The organism is Microbacterium sp. NPDC064978, assembly GCF_044543605.1.
In the GTDB taxonomy this organism is placed as follows: domain Bacteria; phylum Actinomycetota; class Actinomycetes; order Actinomycetales; family Microbacteriaceae; genus Microbacterium; species Microbacterium meiriae.
Window position 1 is genome coordinate 687,714 of the sequence record NZ_JBITWF010000001.1, and the last position, 19,315, is coordinate 707,028.

The following is a 19,315-nucleotide window of genomic DNA, read 5'->3' on the forward strand; positions in this document are numbered from 1 at the left end:
CCGTGCCCTCCCTCCTCATCGCCGGTTCGACGCGCGCTCCGCGCCGTCTGTCGTCCGCGACGCCGATGACGGAGTGGATGCGCGTGGTCCTGCACCCCGGCACGAACGGGTGGACGAGCGTCTGGGGCACCCTCTCGCACGGCGAGATCGCGGGCTGCCCGCCGCCACAGGGATAGGCCGCACCCGGACGGGTGCGGCGACATCGCGTCACCCATCCATCTGCCGTGAGGTATCCCTGTGTCTTCTTCGCCGTCCCCTGCCCGTTTCCGTCTCGCGCCGCATGAGCTCTGGCGCGGCATCCGCTCCACCGCCCGCAGCGACGTGCTCGGCGGCGGTCTGCTGCTGACCGCCACGCTCGCCGCCCTGATCCTCGCCAACTCCCCCGCCGCCCCGTGGTACGAGGCGATCAGGGACTTCCGCTTCGGTATCCCGGAGTGGCACCTCGAGCTCAGTGTCGGTGCCTGGGCCGCCGACGGCCTCCTCGCGGTGTTCTTCTTCGTCGTCGGTCTGGAACTGAAGGAGGAGTTCGTGGCCGGGCGCCTGCGCGATCCGCGCCGTGCCGCGCTTCCGATCGCCGCCGCGGTCGGCGGCGTGGTCGTCCCTGCCCTGCTGTTCGTCGCGATCAACGCGGCCTCGGGCGCCGACGTGCTGCGCGGGTGGGCGATCCCCACGGCCACGGACATCGCGTTCGCGATCGCCGTGCTCGCCGTGGTCGGCCGCTTCCTCCCGCCGGCCCTGCGGGTGTTCCTGCTGACCCTCGCGATCATCGACGACCTGATCGCCATCACGATCATCGCCACCTTCTACACCGAGACCATCAGCTTCCCCTGGCTGATCCTCGCGCTCCTCCCCCTCGCAGGCTTCGCGCTCGCCGTGCAGAACGGCATCCGATCCTGGTGGATCCTGCTCCCCCTCGCTCTCGCCGTGTGGGCATTCGTGCACGCCTCGGGGGTGCACGCGACGGTCGCCGGCGTGCTGCTCGGCTTCATGGTGCCGGTGCGCCCGACGGACCGCGCGCGGGTGCGCACCGGAACGGACGGCGACGGTGCACCGGTGTACGACGGGCTCGCCGCGCACTTCGCCGACCGCTGGGGCATCGTAGCGACCCTCGTCGCCGTGCCGGTGTTCGCGTTCTTCGCGGCCGGGGTCGAGATCGGCGGCATGGACGGCCTCGTCTCGGCGCTGACCGATCCGATCACGATCGGGATCATCGTGGGGCTCGTGCTCGGGAAGCCCATCGGCATCCTGCTCACGACCTTCCTGTTGAGTCGCGTGCCGACCCTGCGCCTCGATGAGTCGCTGCGCTGGCCGGATCTCGCGGGCATGTCCCTGCTCGCGGGCATCGGGTTCACGGTCTCGCTGCTGGTGGGAGAACTCGCGTACGGCAGCAGCAGCGTCGCGGACGATCACGTGAAGATCGGCGTCCTCGTCGGCTCGCTCCTCGCCGCTGTCCTCGGTGGCCTGGTGCTCGCGGCCCGCAGCCGTCGTGCGCGTGCGGAGACCGGGGCCCTCCCCGAGAGGTGAGCACGCGCTCCTACGCTCTCCTGCGCCGTTCGTCAACGCCCTGAGTGATCCTCGAGGCGGTGCTTAGCGTCGGTCACCCCGACGCAGCGAAGGAGCACCCGATGAAGGCGATGACCTACCGCGGACCGTACAAGATCCGGGTCGAGGAGAAACCCGATCCGGCGATCCAGCATCCGAACGACGCCATCGTGCGGGTCACGAGGGCTGCCGTCTGCGGATCGGATCTCCACCTCTTCCACGGCATGATGCCCGACACCCGCATCGGGCACACCTTCGGTCACGAGATCGTCGGGGTGGTGGAGGAGGTGGGCTCCTCGGTGGAGACGCTGCGTCCTGGCGACCGGGTGATGGTGCCCTTCAACATCTACTGCGGCTCCTGCTATTTCTGCCGCCGAGGCCTCTTCTCGAACTGCCACAACGTGAACCCGAACGCGACCGCCGTCGGCGGGATCTACGGCTACTCGCACACGACAGGCGGGTACGACGGCGGGCAGGCCGAGCGCGTCCGTGTGCCGTTCGCCGATGTCGGCCCGTCGGTGATCCCGGAGTGGCTCGCCTCGGAGGATGCGCTGCTGCTCACCGACGCGTTCTCCACGGGCTACTTCGGTGCTCAGCAGGGTGACATCACCGAAGGGGACACGGTGGTCGTGTTCGGCGCCGGTCCCGTCGGCCTCGCCGCCGCGCGCTCGGCCTGGTTCCTCGGCGCGGGAGGCGTCATCGTCGTCGACCATCTCGACTACCGGCTCGAGAAGGCCAGGCAGTTCGCCTTCGCCGAGACGATGCACCTCCACGAGGTCGGTGACATCGTCCTCGCCCTAAAGAAGGCGACCGGCTACCTCGGCGCCGACGTGGTGATCGACGCGGTCGGCGCGGAGGCGGACGGCAGCGTCGTCCAGCACGTGACCGGCGCGAAACTGAAGCTGCAGGGCGGCTCCCCCGTCGCCCTGAACTGGGCCATCGACAGCGCGCGCAAGGGAGGGACGGTCTCGATCCTCGGGGCTTACGGGCCGCTGGTCACCTCCGTCCGTCTCGGGGACATCGTCAACAAGGGACTCACTGTGCGCGGCAATCAGGCTCCCGTGAAGAGGCAGTGGCCGCGACTGCTCGAACACATCCAGGCGGGGCACATCCGCCCGTCCGAGCTGCTCACCCATCGCTTCCCCCTGGAGCACATCGCCGAGGCCTACCACGTGTTCTCGTCCAAGCTCGACGACTGCATCAAGCCGCTCATCGTCGTCGGAGAGGAATGACCATGCCGTACGAAGGATCTCGACCCGTCCCCGCGCCGACCCCCGACGAGCTGCGCGCCCGGATCCCGGGCTGGGGCGCCGACCTCGCCCCGGAGCACCGCCGCACCTGGCAGCAGGTGGACGATGTCGGCGACACGGGCGCCCATTGGGACCTCCCGGAGCGTCAGGGCCCCGACCGCGGCCGCGAGCGCTCGATCGAACACGGCATGCTGCCCCCGGTCTGGGGCACCGCGCAGCCGCTGCACGGCGTGTCCGGAGCCATCCGGCGCGTGGCCTACGACCGGTTCAGCGAGACGAAGAACACCCGCTGGCTGCTGCTCGTCCTGGGAGACCGTGTGGACGCCGTGACGGCGCACGCCCGCTCCCTGGTGACCCGGCGACCGGACGATCCGATCACCCAGACCGGCGTCCTCGCGGAGCCCCGTCACCGTCCGCTCGCATCACGGTTCGGACGAGGCCGCATCGATCTCCGGCACACGTGGCTCGACCCGATCATCGTCGTCGGGCCCTGGGTGCTGACGGCGGTCCTGGGCGTCCGCGCTCTCCGCCGCCTCGGCCGCCGGCACTGAGCCGGGACCGAGACGGCGGCGTGTGAGGCTCAGCGCTGCAGGATCTCTGCGGTGACGACCTCCGGACGGAGGTCGAGCCGCCGCAGCAGCTGCGCGTTGAGGGCCACCACGATCGTCGACAGCGACATCAGCACCGCACCCACGGACATCGGCAGCACGAAGCCGATCGGCGCGAGCACCCCCGCGGCGAGCGGCACGGAGAGCAGGTTGTACCCCGCCGCCCACCAGAGGTTCTGCTTCATCTTCCGGTAGGAGGCACGGGACAGCTCGATGACCGACAGCACGGCGCGGGGGTCGTCGCCCGCGAGGATGACCCCCGCGGACGCGATCGCCACGTCGGTCCCTGCGCCGATCGCGAGACCCACGTCGGCCTGGGCGAGGGCGGGCGCATCGTTCACGCCGTCTCCCACCATCGCGACCTTGCGGCCCTCGCGCTGCAACTCCTGCACCTTCGCCGCCTTGTCCTCCGGCCGGACGCCGGCGAACACGCGGTCGATGCCGAGGTCCGCCGCGACGGTGTGCGCGACGGCCTCCGCGTCACCGGTGATCATCACGACCTGGACGCCGAGCGCATGCAACGCATCGACCGCGTCCCGCGACTCCGGACGCACCTCGTCCGCGAGCTTGAGCGCCCCGACGACCCGGCCGTCACGCAGCACGTGCAGGATGATCGCACCGTCTGCACGCCAGCCCTCCGCGACGGGGAGCTCCTGGGCGTCCTCCTCCGTGAGCAGATGCGGGCCGCCGACCCGGATCACGGCTCCGTCCACCGTGGCGGTCACACCGACCGCAGGAGAAGACGAGAAGTCGCGGCTGGCCGGCACCGGGAGCTCCTTGTCGCGCGCAGCGCGCACGATGGCCTTCGCCAGCGGATGCTCGCTGTCGGCCTCGGCGGCCGCGGCGAGCGCCAGCACCTCGTCCGCGGTCTCCGCGCCGGCCACCGACACCTCGGACACGACGGGCTCGCCCTTGGTCAGGGTGCCGGTCTTGTCGAACAGCACGGTGTCGACGGTGCGCATGCTCTCCAGGGCGAGCCGGTCCTTCACGAGGACGCCGCCGCGCGCCGCACGCTCGGTCGCGATCGACACGACGAGCGGGATGGCCAGTCCCAGTGCGTGCGGGCAGGCGATCACGAGGACGGTGATCGTGCGGATCACGGCGTCATCCGGCAGACCGACGGCGCTCCACACGACGGCGGTGATCACGGCGGCACCCAACGCGAACCAGAACAGCCAACCCGCGGCCGTGTCGGCGAGGCGCTGCGCGCGAGACGAGGAGTTCTGCGCTTCCGTGACGAGCCGCTGGATCCCCGCGAGCGTCGTGTCGTCGCCGGTCGCGGTGATCTCCACGCGCAGCCCGGAGTCGGTGGCGACGGTGCCCGCGGTCACGGGGTCGCCGGTCACACGGGTGACCGTACGGGACTCCCCCGTCACCATGGACTCGTCCATCGAGGCGCGGCCGTCGACGATGCGACCGTCCGCGGGGATGCTGCCGCCGGGGCGCACCACCACGACGTCTCCCACGCGGAGGTCCGAGGGAGAGACGCGCACGACCTGATCGCCCTCGACGCGCTCCGCCTCGTCCGGCAGGAGGGCGGCCAGCGAGTCGAGGGCGGAGGTGGTCTGTGCGAGCGACCGCATCTCGATCCAGTGCCCCAGCAGCATGATGACGATCAGCAGGGCGAGCTCCCACCAGAAGTCGAGCTCGTGGTGCAGGAGGCCGAGGCTCGCTCCCCACGAGGCGACGAACGCCACGGTGATCGCGAGACCGATGAGCAGCATCATCCCGGGCTTGCGCGCACGGATCTCGCTGGCAGCGCCGATGAGGAACGGCTTCCCTCCCCACACGTACATGACGGTGCCGAGGACCGGCGACACCCATGCCAGGCCCGGGATGTCGGGGAGCGGGTAGCCGAGGATCATCGCGAACATGCCCGAGAGCAGCACGGTGGGGACCGCGAGGACGAGCATGATCCAGAACAGCCGCCGGAACTGGGCGACGTGGTCGCCATGACCGCCATGGCCCCCGTGACCTCCGTGTCCCTCGTGTCCGGTGTGCCCGGTGTGCCCGGTGTGTCCTGCGTGGTCCGTGTGGTCTCCGTGCGCGGTGTGGTCCGCGTGTCCGGAGTGGCTCGTCTGCGTCCCGGTCCCGGCTGCCGCGGGGTGGCCGTGCGCGGAATGGTCGTGGTGCGAGGTGCTCATGTCTTCCCTCCAACGTCGATGATGCCGTGCGGGGCCGGTTCTGTCGCGGCCCCGCACGGATGGGGGCTCAGGCCGCCCTGGTGTACTTCGCGGGATCGGCGTCGAACGCCGGCCCGCAGCCCGCGCAGCAGAAGTAGTAGCGCGTGCCCTCGTGGTCGCGGTACAGGCCCGCGGCCTCGGCGGTCGCGATCACCACGGGTGTTCCGGCCATCACCGGGCATTCGGCCATGCCCTCGGCCGGCACGGCGAGCAGGTCGGTGCGCCCGTCGGCGGAGACGCCGCTCTGGCGCGGGACGCTGCAGCAGGATCCTGCGGGGGAATCGGACATGTCGGTGCTCCTCTGTCGTTCGTTCACGGGGTGTCCACCGCCCTGCTGCGGAAGGACCGCAGGCGGAGGCTGTTGCCGACGACGAAGACGCTGGAGAACGCCATCGCCGCACCGGCGAGCATGGGGTTGAGCAGGCCGAGCGCCGCGAGCGGGATCGCCGCGACGTTGTAGGCGAAGGCCCAGAACAGGTTGCCCTTGATCGTGCCGAGCGTGCGGCGGGACAGGCGGATCGCGTCGGCGGCACTGCGGAGGTCGCCGCGGACGAGGGTGATGTCGCTCGCCTCGATCGCCGCGTCGGTTCCGGTCCCCATCGCCATCCCGAGGTCCGCCTGCGCGAGGGCCGCCGCGTCGTTCACGCCGTCCCCGACCATCGCGACGACCTTGCCCTCGTCCTGAAGCCGGCGCACGACGTCGACCTTGCCCTGGGGCAGCACCTCGGCGATCACCTCGGTGATCCCGACCTCGCGTGCGATCTGCTCCGCCACCACGCGGTTGTCACCGGTGAGCAGGACGGGGGTCAGCCCCAGTGCGCGGAGCTGCGCCACCGCCTCCGCACTCGTGGCCTTGACCGTATCGGCGACGACGAGCACTCCGCGGGCCCGGCCATCCCAGCCCACCGCGATCGCGGTCGTGCCCTGAGCCTCCGCCTCGGTCGTGGCCGCTCTCAGCCCTGCGGACAGGTGCTGCGACCAGTCGGCGAGCAGCGAGGTGCGTCCCACGACGACGGCGTGACCGTCCACGATGCCCTGGACACCCTTGCCCTCGATGTTCCCGAACTCCTCGACGGCCGGCAGGGCGCCGAGTTCGCGGGTGGCCGCGGCCGCCACAGCCTGAGCGATCGGGTGCTCGGAGGCGTCTTCGAGGGCGCCGGCCAGCCGCAGCAGCTCCTCGCGCTCCACCCCGTCGTCGGTGTGCACCGCGGTCAGCGTCATGCGACCGGAGGTGACCGTCCCCGTCTTGTCGAGCACGATCGTGTCGACCTTCCTGGTCGACTCCAGCACCTCGGGGCCCTTGATGAGGATGCCCATCTGGGCGCCGCGACCGGTGCCGACGAGCAGGGCGGTCGGCGTGGCCAGACCCAGCGCGCAGGGGCAGGCGATGATGAGCACCGCGACCGCGGCGGTGAACGCGGCGGACGCAGGGAATCCGGCCGCCAACCAGGCCACCAGCGTGCCGAGGGCGATGACGATCACGATCGGCACGAAGATCCCGGAGACCTTGTCCGCGAGCCTCTGGACCTCGGCCTTCCCGGTCTGCGCGTCCTCTACCAGCCGCGCCATCTGCGCGAGCTGGGTGTCGGCGCCGACCCGGGTCGCACGGACCACCAGCCGTCCGCCGGCGTTCACGGTGGCTCCGGTGACGGCATCGCCCGCGCCGACCTCCACGGGCACCGACTCACCGGTGAGCATGGAGGCGTCGACCGCGGACGTGCCGCCGACCACGACACCGTCGGTGGCGATCTTCTCCCCTGGACGCACGACGAACTGGTCCCCGACCCGCAGCTCGCTCGTCGGGATCCGCGTCTCGACGCCGTCGCGGAGCACGGCGACCTCCTTCGCGCCGAGTTCCAGCAGCGCGCGGAGCGCCGCACCGGCCTGCCGCTTCGAGCGCTTCTCGAAGTAGCGCCCGGCGAGGATGAACGTGGTCACCCCGGCTCCGACCTCGAGGTAGATGTTGGCAGCACCGTCGCTGGGCGCCACGGTCAGCTCGAACGGGTGCGTCATACCTGGCACCCCGGCGGTGCCGAAGAAGAGCGCGTACAGCGACCACAGCAGCGCGGCGAGCGTGCCCATCGAGATGAGCGTGTCCATCGTGGCCGCTCCGTGCCGGAGGTTGATCCAGGCCGCCTTGTGGAACGGCCAGGCCGCCCACACGATCACAGGTCCCGCGAGCGCGAGCGACAGCCACTGCCAGTACGTGAACTGGAGCGCCGGGATCATCGCCATCGCGATGACCGGGACGGTGAGCACGACGGCGGCGATCAGCCGCTGCCGCAGCGCGGTGAGCTCCGGATCCGGCTGCTCTCCGTCGGGCTGCGCACCCTCCGGCGCGGGAGGCGCAGGGACGACGGCGGTGTAGCCGGTCTTCTCGACCTCGGCGATGAGCAGGGCGGTGTCGACGCCCGCCGGCACCGTGACGCTCGCCTTCTCGGTCGCGTAGTTCACGGTGGCGGTGACGCCGTCGAGACGATTGAGCTTCTTCTCGATCCGCATCGCGCACGACGCGCAGGTCATGCCGCCGATCTCCAGCTCCACGCTGGTCGCGGATGGGGTGTCCATCAGGACCGTACCGCCTGGTAGCCCGCCTCGTCCACGGCGGCCAGCACGGCCGTGTCGTCGACGGGGGCGGAGCTGCGCACCACGAGTCTCCCGCTCTGCGCGCTGACATCGATACCCTCGACACCGGGGATGCGCGACACCTCGTCGCGGATCGCCATCTCGCAGTGGCCGCACGTCATTCCGGTGACCTGGTACTCGCTCGTGCTCATCATGCTTTCCTTTCCTCGGAATACCCCCCTGGGGTACTCCTTCGGCACAACCTTATACCCTCCGCGGGTATTCCCGCACGCCCGGGCGGCAACGGGACTCGTCCGCTCCGGGTGAGGGACGCTCGGCATCCGACGCCGCGCCTGGGAGGATCGCGGTCATGGACTCCACTCCCCTGTCATCCTGGCGGGACACCACCACGCGCCGCGCCATCGAGGCGTTCGTCGCCGCCGCGACCACAGGCCCGGAGGCCGTCCCCGTCGAAGAACGGATCGCCGTGTTCGACAACGACGGCACACTGTGGTCGGAGAAGCCCATGCCCACCCAGCTGCACTACGTGGTCGAGCGCTGGCGCGAGGCGGCCACCCGCGACCCGTCCCTCGCCGAGAACCAGCCGTACCGCGCGGCGGTGACCGGTGACCTCGCCTGGCTCGGCACCGCGATCGACAAGCACTACGCCGGCGACGACTCCGACCTCGGTGTCATCATCCAGGCGCTCCTGGGGCTGACCGACGGTGTCAGCGTGGAGGACTACGCCCGTTCGGTCACGGAGTTCTACCGCTCCGCGCAGCACCCGATCCTCGGTCGCCCGTACGCGGATTCCGTGTACACGCCGATGGTGGAGCTGCTGCGCTACCTCGAAGCCCATGGCTTCACCTGCTACATCGTCTCCGGCGGCGAGCGCGACTTCATGCGGCCGATGACCCAGGCGAACTACGGCGTCCCTCCTGAGCGCGTGATCGGCTCGGCGCTCGGGCTCACCTACGACGAGAAGGATGCCAGCGTCCGCTACTCGTCCGCCCTGGCGTTCTTCGACGACGGTCCGGAGAAACCGGTGCGGATCTGGAGCCGGATCGGTCGGCGTCCGCTGCTCGCCGCCGGCAACTCCAACGGGGACATGCCCATGCTCGACTTCGCGCACGGCGGCCCTCGCCGCGGACTCGCGCTGCTGATCCATCACGACGACGCGGGCCGCGACGACACCCCCTACGACACGGGAGCCGAGAAGGCCCTGCGCGCAGCCGACGACCGCGGCTACACCGTGGTCAGCGTCAAGGACGACTGGGCGTCCGTGTTCCCCGACCCGGCCTGAGTCCGGCAGTGCCGGGCGGTCAGAGGGCGCAGCGGAAGCCGATGTGGGTCATGGCGGTGTCCTCTGCCTGCGCCGATCGCGCCGCAGGGCGGTAGCGGAGGCAGTACTCCGGAGCGCAGAGGTGCGAACCGCCCTTGAGCACGCGGCGCGGGATGGGCGACCCGGGCTCGGAGGACAGCAGGCTCGCGCGATGTCCGGCCTCGACGCCCACGGCTCCCGGCGGTACATGTCGGTGCGTCCAATAGTCCGCCGTCCATTCCCACACGTTGCCGATCATGTCGTGCAGGCCGTAGCCGTTGGCGGGGAACGAGGCCACCGGAGCGGTGCCGATCCACCCGTCGGCGCCATCGTTCCGGTACGGGAAGGCACCCTGCCAGGTATCCGCCATGAGGGTGCCGTCCGGCTTCGTGTCCTCCCCCCAGGCGAAGCGGGCACCGACGAGGCCACCGCGCGCCGCCCATTCCCACTCCGCCTCGGTGGGCAGGCGCCTGCCGGCCCACGCGGCGTAGGCGACGGCATCGGGGTACGCGACCTGCACGACCGGATGATCGAGACGGTCATCGATCGACGAGGTCGGCCCGAAGGGGTGCCGCCAGGACGCCCCGGGCTCCCACCGCCACCACTGACGCCAGTCGCGAAGGTCGACGGGACCGCGTGTCGGCGTGAAGACCATGGCCCCGGGGACGAGGTCGTCCGGGTGCACGCCTGGGTAGTCGGCAGGGTCCATCGGCCGCTCGGCGATCGTGACGTAGCCGGTGTCCTCGATGAAGGCCGCGTACTGGCGATTGGTCACGGGATGCTCGTCCAGCGTGAACGGCTCCACGCGCCGCTCGTGGACGGGCCCCTCCTCCGGGTAGAACTCGTCCGACCCCATGAGGAGCGTGCCGCCGGGGACCTCGATCATCGCCGTCATGCCCTCATGCTAGGCCTCGGCCCGCTCCGGTCGATCACTCGCGCGACAGCATCGCCGCTGCCTCGAGTTCCATATCGAGATACTGCTCCGTGCTCACGTCCACCGCCACGCCCAGGAGCTTGCCGCCGGTGAACGGGAACGGGTTGCGGTACTGCGCGCTCACCGGGTCGGCGCTGTCCCACCCGACGCAGAGTCCGTCGCCGCAGAGCGTGAACTTCCCGACCTGCGCCCGCATCGGACCGGACGCCACCGCGCGATCGTCGACGTACAGCGTGGTCGTGCCGACGGACTCGCCGTGCTCCCCCGCCCCCTCGCGGACGAACTCCACGCCGAGGGTATGCGGGCCGGGGGTGAGCTCGTCCGAGGTGAACGACTGCTCCGGCGGGATGCCGAGGAAGTTGTACACGTAGACGAGCCTGTTGTCCTTGAGGAACAGCGAGTGCCCGCCGAAGCGCGAGCCGTGCGCGAAGAGCACGCCCTCGGCACCCTCGTCGAGCACGACGTCGGCGATGATCTTGTAGGAGCGCCCTCGGACGTTCACCGCGACGCTCTCCGGTACCGCCGCGGTGCCGGGGAAGTACACATACCGATCCCGGGGCGCCTCGGCCTGGGGCCGCGGGACCGTCAGGATCTCGCGAGCGGAGCGGTCATCGAGCGGAAGGGCGAAGTTCGCCTCCGCCTCGGCGAACCATGCGGTGATGAGCTCCTGCAGCTTCTCCGGGTGGGTCGCGGCGAGGTCGTTCGACTCGGAACGGTCCTCCGCCACGTGATACAGCTCCCAGACGTCGTCGTCGAAGTGGCCCTTGCCGCTCAGCGGCGCGTGTACGGCGGCGGCCTTCCAGCCGTCCTTCCAGATGCCCCTCGTGCCGAGCATCGAGTAGTACTGCACCGTCTTCTGCGTCGGACCGTCCGGCGCCGCGTCGAAGGACGACTTCATCGAGACGCCGTCGAGCGGTCTCTGCGGCACCCCACGGTAGGACTCCGGCATCTCGATGCCGATGACGTCGAGCACTGTCGCCACGACGTCCACCGAGTGGTGGTACTGGTGGCGCAGCTCCCCCTTCGCCGCGATCCCCTTCGGCCAGTGCACGACCATCGGGTCGCAGGTGCCGCCGGAGTACTGGGAATAGCGCTTGAACATCTGGAACGGCGTGGAGAACGCGGCCGCCCACCCGGTCGGATAGTGGTTGTAGGTGTCCGCGGAGCCGAGGGTGTCGATCATCGCGAGGTTCTCGGCGAGATCGTCGGGGTAGCCGTTGAAGAACTTGTTCTCGTTCACGGAGCCGTCCGGTGATCCCTCTCCCGAGGCGCCGTTGTCGGCGCAGTAGAAGATGATCGTGTTGTCCAGCTGCCCCGTCTCCTCCAGGTAGTCCACGATCCGACCGACCTGGGCATCCGTGTACTCGGAGAAGCCCGCGAACACCTCCGCCATGCGGGCGAACAGCCTCCGCTCGTCGTCGTTCAGCTCCGCCCAGGGGCGCACGTGGTCGGCCGGGTTCGCCGCGTCCTCCGGCAGCGGATTGAGCGGCGTCAGCCGCGTGCCCTCCGGCAGCACGCCCTTCTCGATCATGCGGGCGAGCACCCACTCGCGATAGGCGTCGTAGCCGTCGTCGAAAGCACCCTTGTACTTGTCGATGTACTCCTGCGGCGCGTGGTGCGGAGCGTGGTTCGCGCCGGGACAGAACCACATGTACCAGGGCTTCGAGGGGTTCGAAGCCTGCTGGTTCCGGATCATCGCGAGCGCCTGGTCGGCGAGATCCTTCGACAGGTGATACCCGTCCTCGGGGCGGTACGGCTGCTCGATGAAGTGGTTGTCCTCGACGAGATCGGGGTACCAGTTGTTCGTCTCGCCACCGAGGAAGCCGTAGAACCGGTCGAACCCGAGCTGCAGCGGCCACATCGAGCGGCTGCCTCCCGGCGCGATGTCCTCCTCCGGGACGTTGTGGTCTTTGCCGAGCCAGAACGTGCTGTAGCCGTTCTCCTGCAGCACCTGCCCGATCGTCGCGCACTCCGCCGGGAGCCGTCCCGCGAAGCCCGGGAAGCCGTTGGTGCCCTCCATGATCACGCCGGCGCGATTGACGTGGTGGTTGCGCCCCGTGAGCATGGTGGACCGCGTCGGCGAGCACAGCGCCGTGGTGTGCCACTGCGTGTAGGTGAGGCCCCCGGCGGCCAGACGATCCATGGTCGGCATCGCGATGCGACCGCCGTACGGCGACCAGGAGGCGAGCCCGGTGTCGTCGTAGAGCACGACGAGGACGTTCGGTGCTCCGTCCGGCGCCTTCCGCAGCTCGTACGGCGACCAGTCGGGACGGGAGTCGCGGACGTCCAGCGTGATCTCGCCCGAGAAGTCTGCGTTGAATTCCGACATCGTCTCTCCTTCGTTCAGGGCGCGTCCGCGCTCCTCGGCACGAGTCTTCCGAGCCGGCGTCCGTGTGGACAACGGTTCTCACCCGGGAAGGGTGATCTCAGTGGCGTCATCCTCGACCGGCTCGTCCGTCTCATCCGCTGCGGAGTCCGGACGGCGCAGCAGTTCCACGAGGACCGTCAGCACGAGGACGCCGATCGCCACGCCGACCACGGCACCGAAGGTCACAGGGCGCGTCGCCCCGAGGATGAGCACACCGATCGCCATCCCCGCGATGAGGATCGCGCCCCGATAGCGGTCGACCGCCCGCCCGAATCGTCCCGTGGATATCCCCCGAACCTCCGCCGCCTCGCGCAGCGCCCCGAAGCCGCTCTCGGTCGCACCGCGCACCGTCGAGGCGCTGCGGCTCGATCCGGCCAGCCAGGCCCAGAGCGCGATGAGCACGCCGACGAGAGCGAGGGCGACGATGGTGGACCCGAGGAGCGCCGTGAGCTGATCGAAGAGGGATTCGGCCGCCGCAGCCGTCATGATCGACGGACTGACGGCGCTGACGAAGAACCCGCGTCCGATCCCCATCCCCGCGGCGAGGAGCAGGAAGACGACGGCGAAGCCCGCGCTCATCCAGAACAGCGCGCGCGGCCGGTCCACCGCCAGCAGCACGCCGAGCACGACGAGGCCGAGCACGACCCAGGGCAACCAGAACCCTGCGGCCACCGCGATCTGGTAGACCGTGCGCACCAACGCGAGGGCGTCCGCCTGCACCACCGGGATGGTGCGATCGATCACGGGGATGAGGTCGGCCACGCCGGCCCCACGCTCGGCGAGAGCCTCCTTGACGCGTTCCACGACCGCCCCCACGTCCACCGAGAGCACGCCGTCGTCGCTCAGCTGCAGTGCGGTGCCCGGGTCGTCCTGGAGGATCGCGACGGCACGCTCATGCGTGAAGCGCAGCGACTCCGCCCAGATGTCGGCGAACTGCGGCGACGACACCACCTCGTGCACGACACCGTCGATCAGCGACGACAGCCCGGACGCGGCCGGTGCTTCCAGGAGCCCGAGGGCGGCTGTGGCACGGGGCGGCAGATCGAGGGCGCGCAGCCCATCGAAGAGCTCTCCGACCACCGCATCCAGGTCGACCTGCTCATCGATGGCGGTCGTCACCTGATCGGCGACGAAGTCCTGGACGTCCGGGTCCTGGGCCAGTGGAGCGAACGTCGCGACGAACCGATCCGCATCGACGAGCTGCAGCCGCGCCCACGTCCCCATCGCCGCGATCGGTGCGAGGAGCACTGCGACGACGAGCACGATCCCGGCGATGATGCTCCGGGCCGAGACCCGACGTCGAGGGCGACGCAGCTCCTCGTTCTCCTGCTCCAGCGCGCGCAATCGTTCCCGCAGATCGTCGATCTCGCTCATGGGCGCCTCGTCTCGATCGTCGCGGGCGCTCAGCCCAGCAGCTTCTGCTTCGCCGCGGTGAACTCCTCCTCCGTCAGCACACCGGAGGCCTTCAGCGACCCGAGCTCCTGCAGCTTGGCGATCAGGTCGTCCGCCGGTGCGGGCGGCGGGGACGCCGGCGGCGCATACTGCGCAGCCGCGGTGCGGGCCGCGTCGTCCCTCTGGGCCTGTTGCTGGGCGGCCTCATACTGCTGCTGCTCGTACTCGCTCTGCGCGCGGCGCTCCTGGTGCCGCATGGCGGCTCCCTGCACCGCGGTCGCCGTTCCGGCGACCACCGCGGTCCGTGCGGCGAGACCGATGAGCCCCGGCCGGCCGAATCTCCGCAAGGGCATGTCATTCACCTTCCTGTTCGAGGATGTCCATCACCGCGTTCACGACGGGAGCCGGAATGCGCTCGGTGCGCAGCACCTGGCCTCCCGCGGCGGCGACATCCTGGGCCAGGGTCCGGGCGAACAGGAGTTCCAGGACCACCACGGCCGCGGATCGTCCCGGTGGCACGACCTCCGCCAGAGCGAGGACGTCGTCCTCACTCGCGAGTCCGGCGACGATCGGCTCGAGCCCGCCGAGCGCCGGGGACCCGTCGCCCTCGTCCAGTTCGAGGATGTCGAGCTCCCCGTCCGCCGTCCTCGTCACCAGCACGAAGTCCAGCACGCGCACGACACCGCTCGACACGAGGTCGGTCAGCGCCCCGAACGTCGCCGGGTCCGGCCGGTCGCCGTCGAAGCCCACGAGGTAGAACTCGACGGGCCCGAATCGGAACTCCTTCATGTCGCCACCCTTCGTCCGGCAACAGGATGGCACCGCGACCGTGGGGCGCGTACCCCCTCTCACCCGCTCCGGGTGAGAGGGGGTACTCGGGCTCTCGCGCGGCTGTCACCATCAAGGACGGAGTGATGGAGGATCGAGGGCGGTCATGAGAAGCCGGGTGCTGGGCGACGTCGCGTTCGTCGTGATCGAGCTCCGCCGCGAGCACCCGGGACCACCGGTTCTCGAGCCACTCCTGCGGCAGGTCGAAGCAGGCACCCTGCGCGTGCTGGACTTCCTCGTGGTGCGGCGGGACGCCGACGCACACCGCATCACGGAGATCGACGGCGACGACTTCGCGCTCGCCGGTCTCCGCCTGTATGCGCCCGGACTCATCTGCGTCGAAGACGTCGGACACTTCCTCCCCTGGGTCCCCGTCGGCTCGGTCGCCGCCGTGATCCTCGTCGAACAGTGCTGGGACGTCCGGTTCGTCCGCGAGGTCGAGGACGGCGGCGATCGGATCCTGGCGACGCAGGCGATCCCCTCCGCGGTCGCGAACGCCGCCCTGACGGCGACCCTGGGCGCAGCGTCGTGAGACGGCTCACCGCTCACACCATGGCGTGGACGGCCTCCCGCCGGGACGACACCCCGAGCTTGCGGTAGATCGCGCGTTGATGCGTCTTCACCGTGTTGACCGACACGGAGAGTTCCTGCGCGATCTCCGGTAGCGTGCGCGCCGTCTGCATCTGGTGGAAGACGTCGCGTTCCCGCTCCGACAGCCGATCGGTCACGGATCCGACCGCGTCGACGGCGAGGCATGTCTCGATGAACTCCTCGAACTGCGTGCCGTGATGCACATGCGCCTGCAGCAGCCGGCGCACCGCGACCTCCCGCGGACCGAAGAGCACGACGAGGTTCTCCGCGGACGCGACGGCGAGTGCGGCCTCGCACAGGTCATGCGCGTCCTCCTGGTGGCCGGTCGCCCTCCGCAGCGCAGCCGCGGTGATCAAGGTGGCGGCCTTGACGTACGACAGCTCGGAGGCGCCCCGCAACGATCGCAGCATCTCCAGCGCCGCAGCGTGATCCTCGGCGCGACGCAGGATTCCGGACAGGGCGACGCCCACGCGCGGGAGGTCGGTACCGCTCGCGTACTTCTTCGCGATGCGCAGTGCGCGCTCCCTCCGCCCCACCGCCTCTTCGAGCAGGGCCACCGACGACTCTCGGAACGCCGGCCACGCCACCCCCTGCACGACGTCGATGGGGAGTTCCTGCACGCCGATGGCCGCCCGGCGACATATCGCGGGGTCTCCTGTGAGCGCGGCCGAATAGGCGCCCATCATGCGTGCATGCCCGGCGAGGTCGCGGCCGGATGCGGCTTCCTCCCGTGCCGCGTCGAAGATCCGGACCGCCTCCTCCGCCTCGCCGGACCAGTACGCGACCCACCCCGCGGCGGCCATGGCGCTGCCGCGCGCGAAGGTGTTCCGCGGAAGAAGAGTCTCGCGGGTGCTCTCGGCCTCGGCGAGCACGGTCGCGGCCTCCGTGAGCCGACCGGAGGTGGCGAGGCCATAGGCGAGATGTCCGACAGCGCGGGACGTGAGCTCCCGGTCGCCCGCTTCCTGCGCCTCGCGCGCCGCCGCAGAGAAGTACTCGATCGCGAGGTCCGGCGATTCGCGACTGCGCAGCGCGGTCCACCCCAGCAGGTGGTTGAGCGCCACCCGACCGCCGTACATCCTGTCGTCCTCGGCATCGAGCAGCGCGCGGATCTCGGGACCGGACACCGCCACCTCGACGGACGACTCCGCGAGCAGCAGGCGGACGATGAGGAGGACGGCAGGGGCGGCCTCCCCCGGCGTGCGGTCGAGGATGGCCTCGGCCCGTCGGCACAGCTCCCGGGCGACACGATGGTCCCCGAGGACATCGCTGGCCCCGGCTAGCACGAGCAGCAGGTGCGGATCGTCCGGGTTGTCGCGCAGGAGAGTCGTCGCCGTCCGCTCCACGTCCCCGGCCGAGGAGCCGACCACGAGGCCCAACCAGTGCCGGAGGAGGATGGCCCTGGCACCGGCGCGATCCCCGGCGCGCCGCGCGTGCGTCACGGCGGCGATCGGATCCGTGTGCTCCAGAGCACGGGCGGCCCGGCGGTGCACGGTGGCGAAACGGCCGGCATCCGTCCGCGCGAGGTCGGCGCACCGACGCGCGAACGCGGGGTGCCACCGGTACGTCGGGCCGTTCGGGCCGTCGAACCGGTCCAGGAAGAGGCCGAGTCGGACGCAGCTCTCCAGGAGGTCGGCGGCGTCCTCCCTCGCCGTCACGAGTGCGGCGGTCTCCGGGGTGAGTTCCGCGCAGGCGGTGCCGTCGAGCACGAAGTCGGCGAGCGCGGGCGGCAACGCGTCCAGCACGTGCTCGCGGACGTACTCGCCGAGGAACGACGCGGCCGTGGACGCGGCCGTCGACGGCAGCGCACCTCCCACGAGGACGAGCCGTACCGCTATGGGCCACCCGCCGGTCTCCTCTCGCACGGCGGTCGCATCGAGACCTCGGGGCACCGACCGCAGCAGACGACGGATCTCGTCCGTCGAGAACCGGAGCGTCTCCACGCCGACGAACGATCCGGGATGCATGAGTCGATGGCGGGACAGGGTGACCTCGATCAACGTGGTCCCGACGAGGACGAGGTGCAGTCCGTCCGGAGGCTGATCGGCGAGGAGGCCGAGAAGTCCCTCCCGCCAGGACTCGCCGGCACGGTGTGCGTCGTCCACGATGAGGTGCATCGGATGCTCGGCGTCCTGAAGCGCCGCGCAGATCTGCCGGTAGGCGCGCATCGGATCCTCGATATCGCGGCGGACGGCGAACGCGCGCCCCGTGCGCTCGGCGGCGAGCGCCAGCGCATTCACCACCCCGGACGTCAGCAGCGCGGGATCGTCGTCCGAGGCGCTCAGCGTGAGCCAGGCGACGTCGTCGCGCGCCACCGCCCAGGCCATGACCGCCGTCGTCTTGCCGTAGCCGCTGGGCGCGCTGAGAACCGTCACCCCGTCGGCCTCCACGGCCGCCGTGATCGCTGCGGTCACGCGTTCCCGCGGCAGGACGCCGATGGGCGGGGCGGGCGGCCGGAAACGCATCGCCGGTCCCGGCCTCGTGGAACGTACGGGAGGCGGCATGGCAACACGAAACCACGGGCCCGAGCGCCCTTCCAGGGGGTGGGCCCGCAATCACCCGGATGAAAGTGCCGGGGACTACGCTGGCCGCGTGACCTCGCTCCCGACTCCTTCCGGCCCCGCGGCAGACCGCGCGTCCTCGCCCGCCTTGCGGACCTTGCTGATCCTGGCGGCGAGCGCGATCGTCCTCGCCGGCGTCTCGCTGGCGCGTGAGGTCTTCGGTCCCTTGGCCCTCGCGATCGTCATCGTGGTGATCTGCGAACCGATCCGCCGTCCGTTCCAGCGCCCCGGTCGGCCCGCCTGGGTGGGGACGACCGCCGTGATCGTGCTCGCCTACGTGATCCTGCTGGCGATGGCGGCGCTGCTGTGGCTCGCCGGCACCCAGTTCGCCCGTCTGGTCGGCGACCTCGCGTCTCAGGACGGGCTGGTGCGCGCCGCCGATCAGATCGTCGCCTGGTTGCAGTCCCTCGGACTCGATCAGGAGGCGGCGGATGCCGCAGCCTCGGTCCTCGACCCCGAGACCCTGCTCGGTGTGGCGGGGAGCCTGGGCAGCGCGGTGCTCGGAGTCGCCACCGCCCTGTTCTTCGCCTGCGCCTACATCATCTTCCTCGCGGCGGATGCCGCTCGCTACCGGACGGCACCTGCACTCTTCGGCGCCACGCACGGCCCGGCGCTGCAGCGCATCGCCCGCCTGCAGACGGGGGTCCGCCGGTACTACGTCGTCAATGCCGCGTTCGGCGCCGTCGTGGCGATCATCGACGGCCTCGCGCTCTGGTGGATGGGCGTTCCCGCCCCGGTCGTCTGGGCGATCCTCGCTTTCGTGACGAACTTCATCCCGAACATCGGCTTCGTGCTGGGACTCATCCCGCCCGCGATCCTCGCCTTCGTGGTGGGCGGCTGGCCGCTGCTGCTCGGCGTCATCGCCGTGTACTGCGTGGTCAACGTCGTGCTCCAGGTGCTCGTCCAGCCCAAGTTCGTCAGCGACGCCGTCGACCTGAGCCTCACGCTGAGCTTCTTCTCCGTGATCTTCTGGACCTTCGTGATCGGGCCGCTTGGCGCCATCCTCTCCATCCCGCTCACCCTGCTCGTGCGCGCCCTCGTCCTGGAGGGCGACCCGGGCTCCACGTGGGTGCGCTGGGTGAGCGGCGACCGCACCGCCCTCCCGGCGCCGGCTCCGACCCCTGAGCCCTCCGCGGTGCCCACCCGACGCCGATTCCGACGACGCTGACGCGGCG

The 19,315-nt window shown here is 70.6% G+C and carries 17 protein-coding genes; 7 read left to right on the forward strand and 10 right to left on the reverse strand.

The genetic code is table 11. From position 1 onward, the window contains the following. Positions 1–2: 2 nt before the first annotated feature. The 4 genes from ACIGJI_RS03635 (at position 3) to ACIGJI_RS03650 (ending at position 3,343) form a co-directional block, all read left to right on the forward strand. The gene (locus ACIGJI_RS03635) at positions 3–176 is read left to right on the forward strand and encodes a hypothetical protein (protein WP_164498170.1); all 174 of its coding nucleotides are present in this window, start codon (positions 3–5) and stop codon (positions 174–176) included. Positions 177–237: 61 nt separating this feature from the next. After that, positions 238–1,524 (forward strand): Na+/H+ antiporter NhaA, encoded by a 1,287-nt coding sequence (gene nhaA / locus ACIGJI_RS03640; protein ID WP_363444464.1) that lies wholly within the window; start codon positions 238–240, stop codon positions 1,522–1,524. 101 nt (positions 1,525–1,625) lie between these two features. Continuing rightward, on the forward strand, positions 1,626–2,774 hold the full coding sequence (locus tag ACIGJI_RS03645; protein ID WP_363444467.1) for a zinc-dependent alcohol dehydrogenase: 1,149 nt from the start codon (positions 1,626–1,628) through the stop codon (positions 2,772–2,774). Between the two features lie 2 nt (positions 2,775–2,776). Then, positions 2,777–3,343 carry a hypothetical protein gene (locus ACIGJI_RS03650; protein ID WP_268776495.1) on the forward strand — a complete coding sequence of 189 codons (567 nt, stop codon included), beginning with the start codon at positions 2,777–2,779 and terminating at the stop codon, positions 3,341–3,343. 29 nt (positions 3,344–3,372) lie between these two features. Here ACIGJI_RS03650 and ACIGJI_RS03655 read toward each other — a convergent pair whose 3' ends face one another. The 4 genes from ACIGJI_RS03655 to ACIGJI_RS03670 form a co-directional block, all read right to left on the reverse strand. Further along, on the reverse strand, positions 3,373–5,544 hold the full coding sequence (locus ACIGJI_RS03655) for a heavy metal translocating P-type ATPase (protein WP_363444470.1): 2,172 nt from the start codon (positions 5,542–5,544) through the stop codon (positions 3,373–3,375). Positions 5,545–5,611: 67 nt separating this feature from the next. Then, positions 5,612–5,872, reverse strand: a complete 261-nt coding sequence (locus tag ACIGJI_RS03660) for a YHS domain-containing protein (RefSeq protein ID WP_187663793.1) — start codon at positions 5,870–5,872, stop codon at positions 5,612–5,614. A 23-nt stretch (positions 5,873–5,895) separates the two neighbouring features. Continuing rightward, positions 5,896–8,151: a cation-translocating P-type ATPase gene (locus tag ACIGJI_RS03665; RefSeq protein ID WP_187663792.1), complete on the reverse strand. Its 2,256-nt coding sequence runs from the start codon at positions 8,149–8,151 to the stop codon at positions 5,896–5,898. Beyond that, entirely contained in the window at positions 8,151–8,360 is a 210-nt protein-coding gene (locus ACIGJI_RS03670) for a heavy-metal-associated domain-containing protein (RefSeq protein ID WP_025103117.1), read from the reverse strand. Before ACIGJI_RS03670 ends, ACIGJI_RS03665 begins: the two co-directional genes overlap by 1 nt. A 158-nt stretch (positions 8,361–8,518) precedes the next feature. Between ACIGJI_RS03670 and ACIGJI_RS03675 the strand changes: the two genes are divergently transcribed. Next, complete coding sequence (locus ACIGJI_RS03675; protein ID WP_313366691.1) at positions 8,519–9,451, forward strand: HAD family hydrolase; 933 nt, start codon at positions 8,519–8,521, stop codon at positions 9,449–9,451. Between the two features lie 19 nt (positions 9,452–9,470). On the opposite strand, the gene ACIGJI_RS03680 is transcribed toward ACIGJI_RS03675, so the two are convergent. The 5 genes from ACIGJI_RS03680 to ACIGJI_RS03700 form a co-directional block, all read right to left on the reverse strand. Continuing rightward, a complete protein-coding gene (locus tag ACIGJI_RS03680) occupies positions 9,471–10,364 on the reverse strand; it encodes a formylglycine-generating enzyme family protein (protein ID WP_363444473.1) in 894 nt (297 codons plus the stop codon). Positions 10,365–10,398: 34 nt separating this feature from the next. Beyond that, on the reverse strand, positions 10,399–12,732 hold the full coding sequence (locus ACIGJI_RS03685) for an arylsulfatase (RefSeq protein WP_363444476.1): 2,334 nt from the start codon (positions 12,730–12,732) through the stop codon (positions 10,399–10,401). A 78-nt stretch (positions 12,733–12,810) separates the two neighbouring features. Next, positions 12,811–14,145, reverse strand: a complete 1,335-nt coding sequence (locus ACIGJI_RS03690) for a hypothetical protein (protein WP_363444479.1) — start codon at positions 14,143–14,145, stop codon at positions 12,811–12,813. A gap of 29 nt (positions 14,146–14,174) precedes the next feature. Continuing rightward, the gene (locus ACIGJI_RS03695) at positions 14,175–14,516 is read right to left on the reverse strand and encodes an SHOCT domain-containing protein (RefSeq protein WP_363444482.1); all 342 of its coding nucleotides are present in this window, start codon (positions 14,514–14,516) and stop codon (positions 14,175–14,177) included. Position 14,517: 1 nt separating this feature from the next. Then, positions 14,518–14,952: a DUF6325 family protein gene (locus tag ACIGJI_RS03700; RefSeq protein ID WP_259955235.1), complete on the reverse strand. Its 435-nt coding sequence runs from the start codon at positions 14,950–14,952 to the stop codon at positions 14,518–14,520. Between the two features lie 145 nt (positions 14,953–15,097). Here ACIGJI_RS03700 and ACIGJI_RS03705 point away from each other — a divergent pair, with 145 nt between their 5' ends. Next, on the forward strand, positions 15,098–15,523 hold the full coding sequence (locus ACIGJI_RS03705; RefSeq protein ID WP_363444485.1) for a DUF6325 family protein: 426 nt from the start codon (positions 15,098–15,100) through the stop codon (positions 15,521–15,523). A gap of 13 nt (positions 15,524–15,536) precedes the next feature. Here the strand turns inward: ACIGJI_RS03705 and ACIGJI_RS03710 are convergent, their stop codons facing one another. Beyond that, positions 15,537–18,044 carry a LuxR C-terminal-related transcriptional regulator gene (locus ACIGJI_RS03710; protein ID WP_366243913.1) on the reverse strand — a complete coding sequence of 836 codons (2,508 nt, stop codon included), beginning with the start codon at positions 18,042–18,044 and terminating at the stop codon, positions 15,537–15,539. 127 nt (positions 18,045–18,171) lie between these two features. Here ACIGJI_RS03710 and ACIGJI_RS03715 point away from each other — a divergent pair, with 127 nt between their 5' ends. Continuing rightward, positions 18,172–19,308, forward strand: a complete 1,137-nt coding sequence (locus tag ACIGJI_RS03715) for an AI-2E family transporter (protein ID WP_366243915.1) — start codon at positions 18,172–18,174, stop codon at positions 19,306–19,308. Positions 19,309–19,315 lie beyond the last annotated feature (7 nt).